We start from the raw sequence: 21,027 nt of genomic DNA, 5'->3' as shown, positions 1-21,027 counted from the left end.
TTGAATGGCTTTTGAGTTGGTATTAAAAAACAAAAGAGCTCAGTAAAGTTAGTAGTGTTGTTATTTCTTCTTTTGTGTTATAACTATGCAGGCAAAAGCGCAAACGTTCTTGTCCCTCGGGTACTGTAGGAGATAATATGGCTTTTACTTCAAATCCTTTTTCTTGTAATTGAAGGGCAATTGTTTTTACTTTTTCATTACCTGGAATAATAGCACACTGTATTGCCGATTTCGATCGTACAAACAAAGGTTGTAGTCCTGTCATTTTTTTCTCTTGGTTGAACCAAATGATATTTTCTCGAAGTAGTGTAATGTTTTGAGGTTGATTTTTTAGATGTTGATATGCAACCCCAATTGTAGCTACAGCATGTGGATTCAGTCCTGTAGTGTAGATAAAGCTTCGAGCAAAATTGATTAGATAGTTTTGTAGATCTTTGGACCCTAAGACTGCTGCGCCATGGCAACCCAGTCCTTTTCCAAAAGTCATGATTCGGGCAAAAACCTGGTTTTCGATTCCTAAATATTGTACTAGTCCTTGTCCGTTGTTTCCAAAGATACCCAGTGCATGTGCTTCGTCAATGACAAGATAGCAATTGTACTTTGTAGATAGGCGAGCCAATTCCTCTAGGTTTGGACTATCACCATCCATAGAAAACACACTTTCGGTAGCTATAAAAACAGGGGTGTTGTTGCTGTTAAATTTTAGAATCAAACGCTCTAAATATTCAAAGTCATTATGGTTGTATCTGTAAGCTTTGGCGTGTGATAGCTGAATGCCATCTCGAATTGAGGCGTGGCATAATTCGTCATATAAAATGAAATCTCCTTTTTGTGGAACGGAACTAAAGAACCCTATATTGGCATCGTATCCCGAATTAAAAATCAAAGCCGTTTCTGATTGGTGAAAATGAGCAATTTGCTTTTCAGTTTTTATGTAGATGTTGTGGTTACCAGAAATGAGTCTAGAGCCTGTGGCACCATTTTGTGTGTGCTTATTGTCGAGAAGATATTGGTGTGTTTGCTCAAAGATAGCTTTGGATCTTGAAAATCCAATATAGTCGTTGGACGAAAAATCGATGCGATCAGTGGTCTGTCCCAGTTGTCTTAAAGCATTGGAGTCGATCCTTTTTTGAAGTTTTGCGATAAGGGCGAGGGGTAGTTTTTTCATAACCCAAAAGTAAAAAAAAAAGACTGTCTTTTGGGACAGTCTTTTTGAATTGTATATTTAGAAAAAATATTATTTTTTCTTTCCTTTTGCAGGAGCTCCTTTTGCAAGTTTTGCTGCTTCTTGAGCTGCTTTCATAGCTGCACGAGAAATTCTTACTTGGCAAACAACAGTATTTTCTGGGTGCATGATTTTGTACTCAGGTGATCCAACTTGTGTAACGTATAATTTGTTACCCATTTCAAGTGTAGTAATGTTAGCTTCAACGAAATCTGGAAGATTTTTTGGTAAAGCATTAACTTTTAATTTACGGTTGTTCAAACGTAGAACACCACCTGCAAGAACACCTTTAGAAACACCTGTAACTTTTACTGGAACCTCAATAGTAACTTCTTTATCATCAAAAGTTTGGAAGAAATCTAAGTGTAAAATTTTCTCAGATACTGGGTGAACTTGGATGTCTTGTAGAATTGCATTAAATGTTTTACCATTTTCCAATTCAATCACAACTGTATGTGCGTTTGGAGTGTAAACCAAAGTTTTAAATGCTTTTTCTGCTGCTGAAAAGTGCACTGGTTGATCTCCTCCGTATAATACGCAAGGAACCTCTCCAGCATTACGTAAGGCTTTAGTTGCTACTTTGCCCACGCTTTCTCTTTCTGATCCTTTAATTGTAATCGACTTCATTGTAAAATATATAATTGTTAATAATTCATGTTCTTGGCTAGTAGCTTTTGGCTATTAGCTTTTAGCAGTTTGTTTGTGTTAAGATGTAGGTTTTGCCAATGGCCAAAAGTCAAGAGCCCAATTCTACATCAAAAACTTCCCGCTGATAGAGTTGTTGTGTTGTACCATGTGCATTACTTCTGCAAATAAAGGTGCACAACTTACTACTCTGATTTTTTTGGATTCTTTCTTTAATGGAATAGAATCGGTTACTATCAATTCTAATAATTTAGAATTTTCTATTTTTTCGTAAGCGTCACCAGATAAAATGGCATGGGTACAAATAGCTCTAACGCTTAATGCACCTTTTTCAATCATTAAATCTGCAGCTTTTGCAAGAGTTCCACCAGTATCGATCATATCATCTACTAGTATTACATTTTTACCTTTTACTTCTCCGATTAGTTCCATTGTTGCGATAACATTGGCTTCTTTTCTTTGTTTATAACAGATAACTACTTCTGAATTTAAAAATTTTGAATAAGCATATGCTCTTTTAGATCCACCCATATCAGGGGATGCAATCATAAGATTGTCTAGTTTTAAACTCTCTATATAAGGTAAGAAAATAGTAGAAGCAAAAAGATGATCTACTGGTTTTTCAAAAAAACCTTGAATTTGATCTGCGTGCAAGTCCATTGTCATTATGCGAGTTGCTCCAGCAGTTTCTAGTAATTTCGCGACTAACTTAGCTCCAATCGGAACTCTTGGCTTGTCTTTTCTGTCTTGTCTTGCCCAACCGAAGTAAGGAATTACGGCAGTAATATGCCTTGCTGATGCGCGTTTTGCAGCGTCAATCATTAATAAAAGCTCCATTAAATTATCTGCTGATGGAAAAGTAGAGCATACAATAAATACACGTAACCCTCTGATAGACTCTTCGTAAGAAGGTTGGAACTCGCCGTCACTGTAAGTAGACATTGTCATTTTTCCTAGTGGGATACCATATTTAGCTGCGATCTTCTCTGCTAGATAGACACTTTGTGAACAAGCAAATATTTTAGCTTCTGGTTCTGTATGTGACATTTAATTTGTTGTTTTGTAGTTAGTTAGTGTGTCCTGTTTTTACGAGCTGCAAATTTAAGAAAAATAATCAACTCTGAAAGAGAAATATTTAGTTTTTTTGTTTGTACATGTGAATATTTTTTATACATTTGCACCGTGTTAAAGAAATAACGGTTGCAAGATCATTATTTTAATGCGTTGGAGTGACTGTCGTCATTTCCTGTTTGCTAAGCCCGGATGGCGGAATTGGTAGACGCGCTGGTCTCAAACACCTGTGGGAAACCGTGCCGGTTCGACTCCGGCTCCGGGTACTTAAAACCTCGTAATCATTTGATTACGAGGTTTTTTTATATAATTGGATTCCGTATTACTTTGTGATATTTTGTTAGTTTTTAATAAGTTGGCTGTTGTGTATGGAGTGTTGTTATTTAGAAGTTTTGTTTATTAAATAGTTTATACCTTTTAAGAGCTGTTATTTCGGGCTCATTATTAATTGTATTCCTTTGTGTATTTTATGATTATGAGAATATGTATACTAATTTTGTTTCTGGTCTCTTTTAGCTCATTTGCTCAAACTCAAACCAAATTTGAAGAATATTTATATGGTAACAATGGTATCGAACTTATTATAAAAACTGCGGGTAAAACAATTATTGTAAGCACTTTTAACTCAAGACCGACAATTAATAAGGATATTGCTGAAAAAGTTCTTCAGTATTTTAGAGATAAAAATCCGGAAAACGAAGAGAAAACCACAATTTTTGCAAACGAAGCGGCAGTTAATGGTATTTTGAAAGTAATTAAGAGAGGGTCTTTAATTTCATTAGAATTTGTAGTTCAAACTGTAGAATGGAAAAATGGTTTAATAGAAGTGTATAAAGGCCCAAGTATTATAAAATGAGCTTATTGGAACTTTGTGAAATTATGTAGAGTTTATTTGAGTTAGCTGTCTAATTATAGTTCAATTTTAGGAGTATAAAGAAGGTTGAAGTTCTTTGTACGATACTTTTGTAATAATGACTGATTTTATAGTTGAAGTGATAACTTTTTCAGCTCCATCAGAAAATTAAAATTACATTCTGGGATTTTATTTATACCAAAAAAAAATCGACAGAAGAAAGTTTGTTCCCAATTTTATAATAACTTCAATTGCAATCGAGAAATTATAAATAAAGATGTTAATTAAGGTTTTGTGTACAAACTTTCTCAGACAAAATTAATTTCTCTTTTTAGGCTCATTTTTTATCTTTTTGGCACTCCTTTTTAAGATATCACGTTTTTCTATACCAGTTGTCTAACTAACTTTTTCGTAGGGATATACTTTATTAAACACCAGTTTTAAACTAGCAGTGAAAGCATTTTGATTTATGTTTTTATTATTTTTTTTTTAAATTGATTATAGCTGCTCCCTACAAATCAATATTCTTAGGAGTAAAACCAATAACGGCATATAATGTTGACCCAATTGGTGGTCCTACAGGATATTCTGGAAAGTTCGTAATTTTGTCAGCAAGTGTTTTAGCTATTTTTTTAGGGCCATAATATACCTTGTTGTTATCGGACCAAGGGGTATTGGTAGGACTATAGTTTTGATTGTTTTGTAAGCAAGAATTGCGAAATACAAAATTTGGATAATTAGAAAGAGTATGTTTGTTTGACCAAGGGCCCATTATAGCAAAGTAATCAGGGGAATTTGTTTTTATAATAGCTGGTCCTGGTTCACTGGCCTCAACAGGAGGCATATCAAAAGGAAGAGTGATTTTGTTAAATTCGATTAAGTTATTTCCGTTGTCTCCATTGTGAAAACTTATTTCTTGTTTGAAGTCATTGTCATAAACTACATTGTATTCTACGTTGGGCCCTTGAAGTGTAATGTGTCTAATGTGTGTTATGTTACAGCCTGTAATTAGATTATCTCTATTTTGAATAAAAAAGTATCCTTCTGCACCTCCCGCTTTTCTATGGCAACCATCTACGGTTAAATCACGCAATGTATTGTGTTCTGCATTACAGCGTAAGGGATCATTGGCACTATTCAAAATTGTGACTTTATCGAGCCAGCAATTATTTGTTGTGCCAGAAAGTTTTACGGATATATTGGCATTCGTTATTTCCTCATTTTCATCTAAGCCGTAATTCCAAGCGTAAACAGGTATTCCCCAGCCTCCTTGTATAGTTAGATTATAAAGACCACATTTGCTGACATTGTAAAAAGCAAATGCATTTCCTCCGACCATAGTAATGGTGCAGATAACACCTTCTCTACTTTGTCCAATAAGAGATACATTTGACATCATTTGAATGCGATCATCGATTGTATAATTTCCATTATGTAGGGTCAAAAGTCCTTTTTGTCCAGCGGTAAGACTGTTCGATAAAGCAATAATAGCAGCATTTATTGCAGTGCTATTTCCTTCATTTATAGCTGTTTTTTTTACGAAATTGATATCATTCACAAAAGGTACCCCGCCTATAACACCCGCCTTAGCCCAACGAATCATTTGTGGGTAATTCGTTTTATTGGCATCAATTGCGGAAAGGTTAATGGTAACACCGGGGTCTCCAACACGAAGTTGCGCTTGACTAATACTTGATATAAAACATAATGCAGCGAGAATAGGTGGTATGATTCTTTTCATTAGGATTAATATGTTTTTTAAAGATAGTATTTGTATGCTAAGTTAATGCTTATTTCTAATGATACAATTGGGCTAATCGTTTTTAGTGAAAGTCGTTTTTAGTGAAGGAAAATCTATAAAACAATTAAGTTTTAGTTTTTCCTCCTCGAAGAATCCCTAATAATTAATTCAGGTTCCAAAATCATAGTTTGATTAATTCTTAGATTTGCTTTGGTGTTAATTTGTTCGAATAATAAACTCGCAGCCACTTTTCCCATCTCAAAATCGGGTTGTTTGATGGTCGAAAGTGAAGGTTCGATTACTGCCGAAACCGCTTCGTTACTAAAGCCTACAAAAGCAATATCTTGAGGAATTTTGATTCCTTTATCTTTTAAGGTTTGGATAGCATTTATAGCCGAAATATCGTTGGACGAAAAAACGCCATCTACAAGTGGGAGTTCAAGTAGTTGTTGCGCCATTTGTATTCCGTCTTCTTTCATTAAAGTGGATTCAAGAATATAATTTTCTCTAATCGGAATATTGTGCTTTGTTAAGGATGCCTTATAACCGTTGGTTCTTCTTTTGTACAATTCAGAATTTTGAGGACCTGCAAAATGAACAATATTTTTGCAACCTTGTTCAATTAAGTGTTCGGTAGCTTGAAAGCTAATTTTGAAATCATCAATGATTACGTTGGTGCTATTTTCTAAATCGCAAGGACGGTCAAAAAAGAGGATTGGGAAGCCTTGTTTTTGGTATTCTTTAAAATGATCGTAATGCGTGGTTTTCATGGAAACAGAAATCAAAACACCATCGACTCTATTGGATAGCATCGTGTTCATTAGTTTTTTCTCTCTCTCGTAATCATCCATGGACTGGCAAATGATCACATCGTAACCAGCGTTGAAGGCAGTTTCTTCGACACCCGCAATGACTGATGAAAAAAACTGACGCGCAATACGTGGTACGATGACACCAATGGAGTGCGTTTTGTTGGTTCTTAGTTTAGACGCCAAACTATTGCGTTGATAGCCTAATTCGGTGGCTTTGCTTAGGATTTTATCTTTCGTTTTTTGAGATACACGCGGACTGTCGTTAAGGGCTCGCGAAACGGTTGAACTGTCAATTTCTAAAGCTTTAGAAATATCATGAATGGTTACGTTGTTGTTTTTCATGGCTATAGATTGCGTTCAAAGGTAGGTGTTTTTTAAATTAACAGTTGATTGAATTTTTTGCCGATCATTCAAAAGTTTTTCATTTTTACCAAAAAAACGTGTTGTTGTAATGGTTTGCGTGAATGATGGCCTCGAAGGTTCGGGGTGGAAATCCTTTTTCTGCCCATAAAAAGAGTACGTCACATAGTAATAAAATTCATCGGAGGTCAGAGAAATTGGTTCGAAACGTCCCGAAAAGTCGGTAGCCTGACCCGCTCCTGACTTTTCGGGATTCGGCAGGGCACGCCCAAAAAAGTTTCGGCCTACGTTGTTAAGATCATATAGTTTACTACAAATATAAGTAATTCATAAATAAAATACAATCGATTGTATTTTGAGTTATTAATTGTATATTTACTAAAATTTATAAAAAAAAAGATAAGATGGAAAAGAAATATGAGTCGCGTTATGCCGCAGCACCGGGAGATGTAAAGTCCTGTGATACAGCTAAATTACGTAAAGAATTTTTGATCGAAAACTTATTTGTTGCCGATGATATTACGCTAGTATATTCACATTATGATCGCTATATTGTAGGTGGGGTAATGCCAGTTGAAAAATCGGTTGTATTAGAAAGCATTGATCAATTGAAAGCAGGCTTCTTCTTGGAGCGCAGAGAACTTGGGATTATTAATGTAGGTGGTGCTGGAACTGTGACTGTCAACGGCGAAGCATATAATTTGGAGCATAAAGAAGCATTGTATGTAGGTCAAGGAAACGAAAATGTTTCTTTTGCAAGTGCTGACGCTGCAAATCCAGCTAAATTTTATATCAATTCAACTCCTGCTCATAAAGCTTATCCAATCAAAAAAATCGGAATTGATGATGTTGAAGTGGTAGAATTGGGTGCTCCTGAAACAGCCAACAGACGTACACTTAGAAAATATATTGTAAACAGCGTAGTTGATGTTTGTCAATTGCAAATGGGTATGACAACTTTGCATTCTGGTAGTGTGTGGAATACTATGCCTGCCCACGTACACGACCGTAGAATGGAAGTGTATTTTTATTTCGAAATACCAGAAAATCAAGCTGTTTGTCATTTCATGGGACAACCAGACGAAACTAGACATATTTGGATGGGGAATAATCAAGCGGTAATTTCACCACCATGGTCCATTCACTCTGGTTCAGGAACTAGTAACTATTCTTTTATTTGGGGAATGGCGGGTGAAAACTTGGATTATGGAGATATGGATTTTTGCAATATTACGGACTTAAGATAATTTTAAATAAAAATATATGTCAATTAATTTATTTGATTTAACAGGCAAAGTGGCCTTGGTTACGGGCGGAACGCATGGATTGGGTCAGGCTATGGCGATCGGTTTAGGTAACGCTGGGGCAATTTTGGTTATCAATGGCGCCTCATCTCAAGAAAAATTGGATGCAGCTGTTAGTGCTTACAAGAATTTAGGAATTACTGCTCACGGATATTTGTTTGATGTTACTAATGAAGAAGCGGTTAAGCAAAATATCGCTTTGATCGAAAAAGAAGTAGGTGTTATTGATATTTTGGTGAATAATGCCGGAATTATTAAAAGGATTCCACTTGAAGACATGGAAGTTGCCGATTTTGAAGAGGTGATTAAAGTCGATTTAATTAGTCCTTTCATCGTTTCGAAACATGTAGTAAAAGGAATGATTGCACGCAAGCAGGGAAAAATCATCAATATTTGTTCGATGATGAGTGAGTTGGGTCGTAGTACTGTTGGTGCTTATGCGGCTGCCAAAGGTGGACTGAAAATGTTGACCAAAAATATGGCGACCGAATGGGCAAAACACAACATACAGGTAAACGGAATTGGTCCTGGTTATTTTGCTACGACGCAAACCGAACCAATTCGTGTGGACGGACATCCTTTTAATGAATTTATTTTGGGTAGAACACCTGCTGCTCGTTGGGGAGATCCTGAGGACTTGCAAGGGGCGGCTATCTTTTTAAGTTCTAAAGCCAGTGATTTTGTCAATGGACATATTTTGTATGTAGACGGTGGAATCTTAGCAACAATCGGTAAGCCATCAAACGAAATTTAATTGTACCAATAAACCATTGTTATGAAAGTTTATAAAATAATTTATAGTGCGGTTACGGCTTGTCTTTTGTTCTCTTTTGGTTCGAAACAAAAGGTGACTACGGTAAAAGTGAAGAATGTCTTGAATAAAGAACGCTCATTTGAAACAGTAACCTTGACCAAAAGTTTTTTGAATACCAATGATTTGAATAACTTAGGTATTCGAGACAAGAAAACGGGAAAACTATTAGTTACTCAATTGGTAGATAATGATGGTGACGGCACTATGGACGAGCTATTGTTTCAGCCAGTTGTTGCTGCAAAAACTACTCAGGAGTTTGAGGTAGTAACAGTTTCTGATCAAGAAAAGCCAATGTCAATAGACTACTGTTACTCTCGCTTTGTACCAGAACGTACCGATGATTATACTTGGGAAAACAACAAAGTAGCCTTTAGAGTATACGGGCCTGTTGCTCAAAAAATGATTGAAGATAAGGTAAAAGGAGGTACACTTTCGAGTGGAGTAGATGCTTGGTTAAAACGAGTTGATTACCCAATTATCAATAAATGGTACAAGAAAGTAGTTGATAAAACAGGGAGCTATCACGAGGATACAGGCGAAGGTTTGGATAATTTTCACGTAGGTTCTAGTAGAGGAGTGGGCGGAATTGCGGTTAAAGGCAAAGGAGGTTACTATCTTGGCAAAAATTATACCGAATACAAAACCATAACTACTGGTCCAATTCGAACTAGTTTTTATCTGAATTACGCAGATTGGGATGCAGATGGTAATGAAATCGTCGAGTCCAAAATCATTAGTTTGGATTATGGTAGCCGAATGTCAAAATTTGAAACTTCGTTGAAAGGAACCAAAACTATAGCTGCTGGCTTGACACTTCACGAAAAGAAAGGTAAAGTGACAGGAAATAAGAAAAACGGTTGGGTGAGTTATTATGAACCAATTGGAGATTCGGAAATCGGAACTGCAATTGTGGCTACCAAAGAATATTTTTGTGATTTTGAAACCTACGATACTCCAAAAGCTGATTTGAGTAATGCCTTTGCGAACTTGAAAGTAAAAAACAATAAAGTGGTTTACTATGCAGGTCACGGTTGGAAAAAGCAAGGTGATATCAAAAATGCTACAGAATGGGAGAATTATTTGAATCAATTCTCTGAAAACATCAATCATCCATTGGTAGTTTCCTTGGCCAAATAGTTTTAATCGAATGAGCTAAGTGTCTTAGAAGTTAAGCGACTAAGTTTTCTGTAGTATTCGTTTATATCTTTTACAATTAAACTTTTCAGTTGTGGCAGATGTTGATTAGTAATGCAATAAATAATAAGTCCTTTTACATTTGCACTGTCATTTGTAAAAGGATTTTTTTTGTTTGCTATTTTACCCTTATTTTTGCCCCATGATAAAATGGATACAACAATTGTTTTCATCTGTACCCGTAGCGGACAAAACCGATAATATGAAGAAATTTTTAATAGTTGGATTAGGGAATATAGGCGCGGAGTATGTGAATACCCGTCACAACATAGGTTTTAAAGTGGTTGATTTTTTGGCTCGAAAGGAAGGAGTCTCTTTCGAAACTGTAAAATTGGGAACCATGGCGGAGTTCAAATTAAAAGGTCGCTCTTTTTTGCTTTTAAAGCCTAATACCTACATGAACTTGAGCGGTAAAGCCGTGAAGTATTGGTTAGACAAAGAGAATATTCCCGTAGAAAATCTTTTGGTGATAACCGATGATTTAAATTTGTCTTTTGGTGCTATTCGAATTAAGCCCAAAGGAAGCGACGGTGGTCACAACGGTTTGAAAAATATTAATTTCGAACTAAATTCTAATGTATATGCACGTTTCCGCTTTGGAATCAGTGACGAATTCAAAAAAGGAAAACAAGTCGATTATGTTCTTGGTGAGTGGAACGCTGAAGAGGACGCGCTATTGCCGGAGCGTTACGAAATAGCCTCTGAAATAATCAAATCATTTGGAATGGCTGGACTAGAGTTGACTATGACCTCTTATAATGGTAAATAATTTAGGCAAAAAAAGAGTTGCCACGAATGTTATGCTACAAGGTTAAATTGTAGTGCAACAATCGTGGCAACTGTATTTAAAAACTGTTTAGGTACAGTGTTGATTGATTAGCTATACATGTTTGCTTGGTGCTAATTAGTTGCATCCTTCAATCCCACAACTATCTCCTTCTTCAGTATTCAACAAAGTTAATTTTGGTCCAAAAGTTCCTTCTTCCCATACTTTCTCAAGCGTTTTAACAAAAGTCTCCACATGTTGTGCGCCAGAAACGGCATATTTATTATCGAATACAAAGAATGGTACGCCTTGTACGCCTATTTGTTGGGCCATAGCGATGTCATTTTGAACTTCCTGTTCGAAAGCATTGGAATGTAAAACTTCGTCAACTACTGATTTTTCCAATCCTACTTCTTGTCCAAGTGCTGATAGCGTAGGTAAGTCGTTTACATCTTTCCCGTCGGTCATGTAGGCTTTGAACAATAATTCTTTTAATTCATCACCCACATTGTGTTTTTTGGCTAAATGTAAAAGTCGGTGTGCATTGTGTGAGTTGGCCAGGATAGCTTTGTCAAAATTAAACTCAAGTCCGGTATTTTTTGCATTTTGAGTCATGCTGTCTACCATTTCTTTCGCCCAATCTTTGTCTTTTCTATACTTTTCGGCTAAGTGGTCGTAAATGTTGTCGTCTTTTGAAGCAACAAAGTTGGCATCAAGCTGAAAACTCTTCCATTCGACTTCGATAGCCTCTTTATGACCAAACTGCTCGAGTGCATTTTCGATTCTTCTTTTTCCTATGTAGCAATATGGGCACATTACATCTGACCATATCTGTATTTTAAGTGTGTTTTCCATTTTTTCTAATATTTGTATATACAAATGTAGTGAAGTCTTTTTGGAATAGAAAGGAGATTAATATTTTCTTAGGATTTAATAGTCGTTTTACTTTATAAAAAGTAGGGCTTCTTTGTTGCTTGTTTTTAGTATAGAACATTAATTTGGAGTGATATACTCGCTTTTTTTTGCTGATTAAACGGCTTTTGTATAACTAATTCTAATCAAAATTTTCTTTTTCTGCTGTTCAACTCTATCGTAATAGTTGAAAATTCTTTCTTTTATTAATAATAAACGTTATATATACGTAATAACAATATCTTGTTAAACCCTTATTAAATCTAGTATTATGGTAATAATTGAATATAATTAATGAATTAAATGTTTTTTTAACCCCTAAAAAAAATATTTATGTCAATATTAATTATATCTTTGTTTTAATAAAACGTAAAAAAGACGTTTTATTTAAGACCACAAACTAAACTAACTAAAACTATTATTTATTATGAAACAAGTATTCCAAACCACAACAACTACTAGCGGACAAAAGCTGAGAAAAAAAGTAATATTACAGATATTGGTAATAGGTATTCTTTTTGGGGCAACTGCTTTACAAGCACAAAAGAAAACCACTCATGTTGATACTGTAAACGAGATAGTAGATACTTACCAACCTTTTTCTTTTGGTCTTCAGGTTAAAAACATGCACTTGTGGCACGGGTTTGTAGTGACTCCTGGTCCTATGTTTGCTACCAATTTAGAATTCAATTCTAGGGACAAAAAATTCACTTTTGGATTTTGGGGTGGCGCTGGTGCTGCTTCTGATGTAACAAATAAAAAAACTGGAGCTGATGTTGGTGCTAATTACAAAGAGTTCTCTATTTACACTGCTTATCACTTTACAGATAAATTTTTTATCGAAGCAGTTACTCATAACAATTACACTGGTGTCGAAGAAAGAGGTGATGTGTTACATTATTGGAGTTATGACAAAAGACAAGGTTATAATTTTGTAGATTTAAACTTTGGTTACCAAGTTACAAAAAACACTTCTTTATATTTAGCCACCATTTTGGCGGGTCGTGCTGGAGATTATGAAGTTCAAGGTGATGGATCATTGAGAGACTCTTACACTCACTACTTAGAAGTTAAAAGCAAGGTATTCGAAAAAAATGGAACAAGTTTATCCCTTTTTGCAGGTGGCGCTTACTCTTTTATTAACGATAAAACTTTTTATACTGAAGGTAAAGGAAATATAATTAATGTTGGGGCGACACTCTCAAAAAAAGTTGCTATTGCTAATTATGTTTTACCTGTTGATGTGACTGCAATGTGGAATCCAGAAAAACAAAAAACAGTACTTCAAATTGCTGCTAAAATATTTTAATTACAAATTAACAATCAAAACTATAGACTATGAAAACAGTATTAAGAAAAATGGTTAAACCATTATTGATGTTAGCAATTGTTGTATCTGCAACAAGTTGTATCGATAAAGAAAAGGGTGCTGAAGGTGATGCAATCGCAACAGCAAGTACAGGGATCAAATTTGAAAGTGCAAAAGATTTAAAAGGAATGACAATTGGATATTGTTCTCCTTCTTTAGATGCACCTTATTACCAAGCACTTTTGACAAGTATTAAAGAAACTACAGAAGCAAACGGGATGGTTTTTTTGTCTGCAGATGGTCAAGGAGATATCAGTAAGCAAATTGCTGCTTGTGAGGACTTAATTACCAAGGGAGTTGATGCTTTATTATTAAACCCAAAAGATCCAGATGCATTGGTAGAAGTTACTAAAGTAGCTAATAAAGCGGGAATCCCAGTTTTTATTATCGACAGTTCTATTAATCCTGTTGCAGAATTTGTAACTACGATTCAATCCAACAATTTGGCAAATGGAGAATTAGCTGGTGCATGGGCTGCTAAAAAATTCGGATCTAAAAAAATGAATATAGCTTTGTTAAGTGGTAATGCAGGAAACCCAGTTGGTAGAACTCGTAAACAAGGTTTGTTACAAGGTATTACCGAGGAGCAATTAAGAACTTTAGGGTATATTAACCTAAATGTAGTTACACAAGCCTACACAGAGTGGACGTATGCAGGAGGACAAAAAGCGATGGAAGATGTACTGGTTGCACACCCAGATGTGAATTTAGTGATCACAGAATCTGACGTTTGTGTGTTGGGAGCGATTAAAGCGATTGCAAAAGCTGGTAAAACAAACGATATCTTAATCGTTGCTGGTGCAGATGGTCAAAAAGAAGCAATCAAATACATCATGGATACCGATTTCTACGGTTGTACTGCAATGAATAGCCCAGTTCAAATTGGAATAAATTCTGTAGAAGCTGCCATTCAATATATCAATGGTAAAAGAGATTTCTCTAAAATATCATTTACTGCCCCTTTGTTAATCACAAAAGAAAATGCTGCTAAATATTACAACCCAAAAGCATTGTTTTAATCTAATAAAAATCTTGTTGGGTGTACATTTTAAAAATATAATATACCCCCAAAAGGATAACAAAACTAAAGTAGTATGGAAAATATAAAAAGTGAATACCGAGTTGAAATGACTGGCATAGCCAAAAGTTTTGGAGTTGTTTCTGTTCTGCAGGGTGTTAATTTAAAAGTCAAGCAGGGAGAAATTCATGCTTTACTCGGAGAAAATGGAGCTGGAAAATCTACTTTAGTCAAAATCCTAAGTGGAGTACATCAAAAAGATGGTGGAAAAATTTTGCTCAATGGAGAAGAAATTAACCCCAAAAACACCCACGACGGACAAGTATTAGGAATAAGCGTGGTGTATCAGGAATTGTCATTAGTAAATGATTTATCCGTTGCCGAAAATATTTATTTGCACAAATTAGGAGCTAGTAAATTTTGGATGAATTGGAAAGAAATTACCAAAGATGCTCAGGATTTAATTGATTCTTTGGGATTTGTGATTGATGCATCGGCCATTGTTAGAGATTTAAGTATTGTTCAAAAACAAGTGGTAGAAATAGCAAAAGCACTTTCTGAAGATACCAAAGTGTTGATTCTAGATGAGCCAACAACTGTTTTTGATCCACATGATGCACAAAAATTATTTACCAACCTTTTGAGATTGAAAAATGAAGGAATGTCTATCATTTATATCTCTCACCATTTGGATGAAATATTTAAAATAGCGGATAGTATTACTGTGTTAAAAGATGGAATTGATACAGGAAGTATGGCTACCAAAGAGATTAATAAAGATAATGTTATTAAATTAATGATTGGTCGTGAATTGGATGATTTATACCCAATTCGGGATGCAATAGAAAAACATACACCTGTTTTTGAAGTTAGAAACCTCTACGGAAGTGATGGTTTTGTGAAAGATGTTTCTTTCTCTGTTTGTCCTGGCGAAGTCGTTGGAATTGCAGGTTTGGGAGGAAGCGGAAGAACAGAAATGGCAAAACTTATTTTTGGAGCCGATAAAAAGAAATCGGGAACTTTAATTATAAACGGCAAAGTAATTAAAACCGATTCTCCTTTTGATGCTGTCAAAAATGAAATAGGATTTGTGTCTGAGGACAGAAAAGAAGAAGGAGTATTTTTGCCTCTTTCGATAAGACGAAATATAAGTATCACAAATTTTAAACCGATCTCTGATAAATTTGGTTTTATAAAGTATCAAAAAGAGTGTGATAATGTAGATAATTTAATTTCGAAATTAAATATAAAAACCCCAAGTAGTGAGGTAGATGTTAATAATTTATCTGGTGGAAATCAACAAAAAGTAGCCTTGGCAAAATGGTTAAGTATTGATAGTAAACTGATTATTATTGATGAGCCAACACGAGGGGTAGATGTAGGTGCCAAAATAGAGATTTATCACCTTATCAATGAAGTTGCAAAAAAAGGAGTTGGTGTTATTGTTATTTCTTCAGATATGCCGGAGATTATGGGAATTGCAGATCGAATTTTAGTTATGCACAAAGGATCCATATTTGGCGAATTGCCAAAAGAAAAATTCACCGAAGAAAATATTTTAAGATATTCTATTGGCGAAGAATTAAAAGCATAAACATTAATCACATTAAATCTAAATATAATGAAAACATCTATAAATAATCAATCAAATGGTCTGGGCGGAATATTGAAGTTCATACTTAAACACAACACCATCTTTATTTTTGTCCTTTTAGTAATTTTCTCGGCATTAATATCAGACGTATTTTTTACAGAAACTAATCTTTCTAATTTATTAAAACAAGTATCTGGAATAGGGATAGTAAGTATCGGAATGTTAATCGTGATTTTAACAGGCGGTATCGATTTGTCTGTAGGTTCCATTGTGGCTTTATTGGCTGTTACGTTTGCTATTTTAGTAAATGTAGTGATCTTGCCTGTTGCTATTTTGTTAACGATTGTGCTAGGATTTATTTTGGGAAGTTTCTCAGGATATTTGATTGCCTATCAAAAAATGGCACCTTTTATTGCAACCCTAGCTTTAATGACGATTGCTAGAGGTTTGGGTTTTATTTATTCAAAAGGTTCTCCAGTAACTTTTGATTCTCCAGGAGGTTCTTTTATGTCCAATTTTGCAAATAATTCCACATTATTTGTGCCCAATATTGCAATTGTGTTTTTTATTATCGTTGCTATGGCGGCAGTTATGTTAAAGTACAATGTGTTTGGAAGATTGGTAATTGCAATGGGTAGTAATGAGGAGGCTTCTCGATTATCAGGAATTAAAGTAAGTAAATATAAGTTTTTAGTTTACGCAATATCAGGTTCTTTGGCCGCTGTTGCAGCAATCATTACCGCTTCTAGAACCAACTTAGGTTCACCAAACATGGGGGTATCTTGGGAATTGGATGCCATTGCAGCCGTAGTTATTGGTGGTGCAAGTCTTAATGGAGGAAAAGGGAATGCAGTAAATACCTTAATGGGTGTATTGATCTTAGGACTAATAGGGAATATTTTAAATCTTCTTAATGTCCCTTCCTATCCACAACAAGTGGTAAAAGGAGCCATCATCATCTTAGCCGTATTATTTCAAAAAATCGAAAGCAAAAAATAATAATCATGAAAAATCATAAATTAAATAACAGTAGTTTGAAAGAACTTACTGCAGGGGTTTCTGTGCCAAATTATAATAGAGAAAATGTTAAAGCAGGAATTGTTCATGTTGGTGTTGGTGGGTTTCATAGAGCACACGAAGCCATGTATTTAGATCATTTATTACACGATGAATCCAACTCGAATTGGGGTATTTGTGGAGTTGCTTTATTATCTTTCGATCAAAAAATATATAATGTTTTAAAAGATCAAGATGGATTATACACACTAGTTGTAAAAGAATTAGATGGCACTTTAACCAAAAGAGTAATTGGTTCTATTGTTGAGTATTTATTTGCGCCTGATAGTCCAAGAGCAGTCATTGAGAAAATGGCTAATCCTGAAGTAAAAATCATTACACTCACCATTACAGAAGGTGGTTATAATTTGAACGAAGCTACTGGTGAATTCAATTTAGAAAATCCTCAGATTATACACGATCGTGATCATCCAGAGGCTCCAAAGACTATTTTTGGCTATTTAACACAAGCTTTAAAATTAAGAAAAGAAAAAAATTCGGGAGCAGTAACCATTCTTTCTTGTGATAACATCGAAGGGAACGGACATGTGGCTAAAAAAATGCTTTTGTCGTATGTAGCGTTTGCACAACCAGAATTATTAGAATGGATTGAAAGTAATGTTTCTTTTCCAAATAGCATGGTCGATAGAATCACGCCTGCAACGATGCCTACTGATATTGCCGAGCTAAAAGAAGTTTCTAGAATTGAAGATCAGTGGCCAGTAGTTTGTGAATCGTTTCAACAATGGGTAATCGAAGATGATTTTATTGCAGGAAGACCAAACCTGGAGTCTGTTGGTGTTCAATTTGTAAAAAATGTAGCTCCTTACGAAAAAATGAAATTAGGATTATTGAATGCTGGCCATTCTGTAGTTGGTATTCTGGGTAGCCTTATGGGATATTCTACCATTGACGAAGCCGTTACAGATCCAGCAATTGGAACCTTCTTGGCAAACTATTTAGATGTTGAGGTTACGCCTATTCTTCGTGATCTAGACGGAATGGATTTAACAGCTTACAAACAAACCTTAATCAATCGTTTCAGTAATATTTACATAAAAGATCAAATCGACAGAATTTGTTCTGAATGTTCAGCTAAGATCCCAAAATTTATTTTGCCAACCGTGCAAGAACAATTAAAAGGAGACAAGGCAGTAAGTCATGCAGCAATAGTTATAGCAGCTTGGTCTATTTATAGCCTAGGTTTTAATGAGAGAAAAGAAGCGATCAATATCAAAGATGTTTTGCAGGAAACACTTTTGGCACAAGCCAAATTGGCGCAAAGTAATCCGGTAGCTTTTTTACAATTAGATGCTGTTTTTGGAAATTTAAGTCAATCAGAAATTTTTGCTAATGCTTTCGCAAAAGCATATCAAGATATCGTATCTTTTGGTATTGAAAAATGTATAGTAGAGATGAATAGCAACTCTTTAATCAACAAATAATGATAAAAGCAACCTGTTTTGGAGAAGTATTGTGGGATGAATTTCCAACCCATAAAAAAATTGGAGGAGCACCTCTCAATGTTGCTGTGAGGTTAGAATCCATGCAGAATGAAGTAGCTATTATCAGTAGCGTTGGTATGGATGATAAAGGGCGTGAATTGCTTGAATTTATGAAAAAAAATAAGGTAGACGTCAAAGGCGTTCAAATTGATGCACTTCATAAAACTGGTAAGGTAAAAGTAGTCTTGGATGAAACAGGATCGGCTTCATATGATATTATGAAACCCCGTGCTTGGGACAAGATTCAATTGACCGATGTGGCCCAAAATCTTACCAAAACAGCAGATGTCTTTATTTATGGTAGTTTGGCCTCAAGAGACGAAACGTCAAGGAATACACTGTACTCCTTATTGAAATTAGCAAAATACAAAGTTTTTGATGTCAATTTACGTAAGCCTTATTATGATGCGACTATCTTGGAGCATTTGATGAACGAGGCTAATTTTATTAAATTCAATGATGATGAAATTTTTGAAATAGCAGGTCTTTTAGGTTCAGATTCAAAGAGTTTAGAGACAACTGTTTTGTTTATTGCTCATAAAACAAATAGTGACTGTATTTGTGTAACCCTGGGTAGTAAAGGTGCTATTTTGTACTTCGAAGGTAATTTTTATTATAATCCAGGATACAAAATTACGGTTGCAGATACTGTTGGCGCCGGAGATTCTTTCTTGGGAACGCTTATCAATAAATTAGTAAAAAAATCAGACCCTCAACAGGCGATAGATTACGCTTGTGCTATGGGTGCTCTAGTAGCCAGTCATGAAGGAGCTAATCCAAAAATTAACGAAACCGAAATTATCGCGTTAATGAGTAAATAAGTATACTATAGATGTTTCTCCATTAAGGGATTTTGATTGTTAGGTCAAAGCGTATCTTAATTCCTTAATGGTTATATTTTTTAAAGTTTAAAGAATGTTTAATAAGGTATCCTTGTTTTTTAAAGGATTATTAATTCAGAGATTACAATTTTTAACTTGAACAATTTTATAATTTGACGTAAAACTTCATGATGCAAATCTTGAAGTTTTTTTATGCTCGAAAGTTTCGCTTTTGTCCCATTAAGCGTAGTCATAATTTGGTAGCTATTAATTAGCATTCCAATTTCGAATACAATCTTTTACCTTATTTTCTCTCAATTGAGAAAGTGCTTCCAAATAATAAGGAGTAAAAGTTTCGTTCTCGCTCAAATCACCAAAAATAGATTTAATTTCTACGAACTTCATAGGATGCTGAATGGATAGCGCTGCGGTTCTAATTAAAGTACCACTTTTTGTATCCACAACATCATAAGGGTGGTCATTGTCATCAATACCGTCATTGTATTTGGCCCAAGCAGCAATAATAAAGGCAGCATTCCTAACTTGTTTTTCGTTCTGCAATTGATGGGTAATAGTGGGTAAAATAAACAATGGAATTTTTGCCGAACTCTCTTGACAAATACGAAACAATTGGTCATTAATATGTGGGTTTTGAAAACGCATCACCAAATTATTTTTATAATCTTCAATGGTTTTCTTGCCAGAATCGGTTAGTGTAGGTGTTACTTCATCATCCAAAAATGTTTTTAGAAAAAACAAAAAACCCTCATCATTAGCTGTCTCATACACTGTTTTATAGCCGTGTAATGTCCCTAGTATTCCCAAGATAGTATGGCTAGCGTTCAGCAATCGTAGTTTTAGGTTTTCAAACGGAGCAATGTTGTTAGTGTATTGCACACCAACTTTGTCCCAAACAGGTCTTTGGTGTATAAATTGGTCTTCAATTACCCATTGTGAGAATGATTCACAAACTACAGGCCATTGATCATCAATATAGAAGTCTTTCTTAAGGGTTTGAATGTCGGCAGAATTAGTTATTGGCGTAATTCGATCAACCATCGTATTGGGGAAACTCGTGTTTTGGGTAATCCAATCCAAAAGTTCAGGCTCAGTTTTACGCACATAGTTATACAAAGATAGTTTCATCGTGTTTCCGTTGGACTTGATATTGTCACAAGACAAAATAGTACAGCCCGGGAGATTACGTAATTTTCGCAATTTAAAAGACTGCGTCAAATAGCCAAAAACAGTTTTCGGACTAAAAGGGTTTTTAATATCCTCTGACACCGCAGGATGATTCATATCAAATTCTCCCGTGATTTCATTCAAGTGATACCCATCTTCGGCAATGGTCAACGAAATAATTTCAATATTAGGATGTGCCATTTTTTCAATAACCGCCATCGGATTTTCAGGTCCGTAAAAGTATTCTACAATCGACCCAATAACTTTAGCCTTATGAGCGCCATTTTTTTCTTTGGTGTATAAGGTGAAAAGTCCATCCTGATCTTTCAAAACGCTATAGATTTTTCGATCAGATTCCAATAAATCTACGCCGCAAATTCCATAGTTCAATTCCTTATACTTATCAATGAGCTCATGTACATAGTACGCTTGGTGCGAACGATGAAAGTTGCTCACCCCAATATGTAAAATACTTGTATTAATCTGGTTTCTATCGTACGATGGAACAGACACGTCTGTAGGTAACGAAGATAAGTTTTCGGCAGTAAGGAAATAGGATTTTGCCATAGTATATAGTAAGCTATATTGTAGTTTTCAAGCGTTAAAAATACGCAATTATATTCAGAAAATGAGAACTAAGTGATGGACTTGGGCGTGCCCCGCTGAAAAACGCGGGTCAGGCTGTACGAGGGCACTGAAAAACATCGCATATTTTGATTATCATTGTTTTTTAGACAATAAAAAAACGCTTGTAACAGGATTTATATAATCCGTTGCAAGCG

At 35.1% G+C, this 21,027-nt stretch carries 18 protein-coding genes and 1 tRNA gene; 12 read left to right on the top strand and 7 right to left on the bottom strand.

Annotated elements, in window-relative coordinates; translation table 11 throughout:
- Positions 1-22: 22 nt before the first annotated feature.
- The 3 genes from M2326_RS15705 to M2326_RS15695 form a co-directional block, all read right to left on the bottom strand.
- Positions 23-1,168, bottom strand: coding sequence for an aminotransferase class I/II-fold pyridoxal phosphate-dependent enzyme (locus M2326_RS15705; protein WP_264620493.1), 1,146 nt, complete (start codon positions 1,166-1,168; stop codon positions 23-25).
- A 69-nt stretch (positions 1,169-1,237) separates the two neighbouring features.
- Complete coding sequence (locus tag M2326_RS15700; protein WP_264620492.1) at positions 1,238-1,852, bottom strand: 50S ribosomal protein L25/general stress protein Ctc; 615 nt, start codon at positions 1,850-1,852, stop codon at positions 1,238-1,240.
- Between the two features lie 123 nt (positions 1,853-1,975).
- Positions 1,976-2,917, bottom strand: a complete 942-nt coding sequence (locus tag M2326_RS15695) for a ribose-phosphate pyrophosphokinase (protein ID WP_264620491.1) — start codon at positions 2,915-2,917, stop codon at positions 1,976-1,978.
- Between the two features lie 210 nt (positions 2,918-3,127).
- Here M2326_RS15695 and M2326_RS15690 point away from each other — a divergent pair.
- Together M2326_RS15690 and M2326_RS15685 are read left to right on the top strand one after the other, a co-directional pair.
- Positions 3,128-3,207 (top strand) — tRNA-Leu (locus M2326_RS15690).
- A gap of 209 nt (positions 3,208-3,416) precedes the next feature.
- Positions 3,417-3,797, top strand: a complete 381-nt coding sequence (locus tag M2326_RS15685) for a hypothetical protein (protein WP_264620490.1) — start codon at positions 3,417-3,419, stop codon at positions 3,795-3,797.
- Between the two features lie 508 nt (positions 3,798-4,305).
- Here the strand turns inward: M2326_RS15685 and M2326_RS15680 are convergent.
- Together M2326_RS15680 and M2326_RS15675 are read right to left on the bottom strand one after the other, a co-directional pair.
- On the bottom strand, positions 4,306-5,535 hold the full coding sequence (locus tag M2326_RS15680) for a hypothetical protein (protein WP_264620489.1): 1,230 nt from the start codon (positions 5,533-5,535) through the stop codon (positions 4,306-4,308).
- Between the two features lie 131 nt (positions 5,536-5,666).
- The gene (locus M2326_RS15675; RefSeq protein ID WP_264620488.1) at positions 5,667-6,689 is read right to left on the bottom strand and encodes a LacI family DNA-binding transcriptional regulator; all 1,023 of its coding nucleotides are present in this window, start codon (positions 6,687-6,689) and stop codon (positions 5,667-5,669) included.
- 422 nt (positions 6,690-7,111) lie between these two features.
- Between M2326_RS15675 and kduI the strand changes: the two genes are divergently transcribed.
- The 4 genes from kduI (at position 7,112) to pth (ending at position 10,788) form a co-directional block, all read left to right on the top strand.
- A complete protein-coding gene (gene kduI / locus M2326_RS15670) occupies positions 7,112-7,954 on the top strand; it encodes a 5-dehydro-4-deoxy-D-glucuronate isomerase (protein WP_264620487.1) in 843 nt (280 codons plus the stop codon).
- A 16-nt stretch (positions 7,955-7,970) separates the two neighbouring features.
- Positions 7,971-8,765 carry a gluconate 5-dehydrogenase gene (locus M2326_RS15665; protein ID WP_264620486.1) on the top strand — a complete coding sequence of 265 codons (795 nt, stop codon included), beginning with the start codon at positions 7,971-7,973 and terminating at the stop codon, positions 8,763-8,765.
- Between the two features lie 21 nt (positions 8,766-8,786).
- On the top strand, positions 8,787-9,962 hold the full coding sequence (locus tag M2326_RS15660) for a DUF4861 domain-containing protein (protein WP_264620485.1): 1,176 nt from the start codon (positions 8,787-8,789) through the stop codon (positions 9,960-9,962).
- Positions 9,963-10,161: 199 nt separating this feature from the next.
- Positions 10,162-10,788, top strand: coding sequence for an aminoacyl-tRNA hydrolase (gene pth / locus M2326_RS15655; RefSeq protein WP_264620484.1), 627 nt, complete (start codon positions 10,162-10,164; stop codon positions 10,786-10,788).
- A 135-nt stretch (positions 10,789-10,923) separates the two neighbouring features.
- Here the strand turns inward: pth and M2326_RS15650 are convergent, their stop codons facing one another.
- The gene (locus M2326_RS15650; RefSeq protein ID WP_264620483.1) at positions 10,924-11,640 is read right to left on the bottom strand and encodes a DsbA family oxidoreductase; all 717 of its coding nucleotides are present in this window, start codon (positions 11,638-11,640) and stop codon (positions 10,924-10,926) included.
- Positions 11,641-12,124: 484 nt separating this feature from the next.
- Here M2326_RS15650 and M2326_RS15645 point away from each other — a divergent pair, with 484 nt between their 5' ends.
- The 6 genes from M2326_RS15645 to M2326_RS15620 all read left to right on the top strand — a co-directional run bounded on the left by M2326_RS15645 (position 12,125) and on the right by M2326_RS15620 (position 19,060).
- Positions 12,125-13,006, top strand: a complete 882-nt coding sequence (locus M2326_RS15645) for a hypothetical protein (RefSeq protein WP_264620482.1) — start codon at positions 12,125-12,127, stop codon at positions 13,004-13,006.
- Between the two features lie 29 nt (positions 13,007-13,035).
- Positions 13,036-14,085, top strand: a complete 1,050-nt coding sequence (locus M2326_RS15640; RefSeq protein ID WP_264620481.1) for a substrate-binding domain-containing protein — start codon at positions 13,036-13,038, stop codon at positions 14,083-14,085.
- A 75-nt stretch (positions 14,086-14,160) separates the two neighbouring features.
- On the top strand, positions 14,161-15,678 hold the full coding sequence (locus M2326_RS15635) for a sugar ABC transporter ATP-binding protein (protein WP_264620480.1): 1,518 nt from the start codon (positions 14,161-14,163) through the stop codon (positions 15,676-15,678).
- Between the two features lie 27 nt (positions 15,679-15,705).
- Entirely contained in the window at positions 15,706-16,677 is a 972-nt protein-coding gene (locus M2326_RS15630; RefSeq protein ID WP_264620479.1) for an ABC transporter permease, read from the top strand.
- A gap of 5 nt (positions 16,678-16,682) precedes the next feature.
- Complete coding sequence (locus tag M2326_RS15625) at positions 16,683-18,179, top strand: mannitol dehydrogenase family protein (RefSeq protein WP_264620478.1); 1,497 nt, start codon at positions 16,683-16,685, stop codon at positions 18,177-18,179.
- A complete protein-coding gene (locus M2326_RS15620; protein ID WP_264620477.1) occupies positions 18,179-19,060 on the top strand; it encodes a carbohydrate kinase family protein in 882 nt (293 codons plus the stop codon). The genes M2326_RS15625 and M2326_RS15620 overlap by 1 nt, the downstream gene beginning before the upstream one ends.
- A gap of 267 nt (positions 19,061-19,327) precedes the next feature.
- Here M2326_RS15620 and M2326_RS15615 read toward each other — a convergent pair whose 3' ends face one another.
- Complete coding sequence (locus M2326_RS15615; protein WP_264620476.1) at positions 19,328-20,812, bottom strand: mannitol dehydrogenase family protein; 1,485 nt, start codon at positions 20,810-20,812, stop codon at positions 19,328-19,330.
- Between the last annotated feature and the right edge of the window lie 215 nt (positions 20,813-21,027).

Origin of the sequence: Flavobacterium psychraerolatum (genome assembly GCF_025960985.1) — a bacterium.
Lineage (GTDB): Bacteria > Bacteroidota > Bacteroidia > Flavobacteriales > Flavobacteriaceae > Flavobacterium.
The sequence above is the reverse complement of the archived record's forward strand: the minus strand, read 5'-3'. Positions and strand labels throughout refer to the sequence as shown.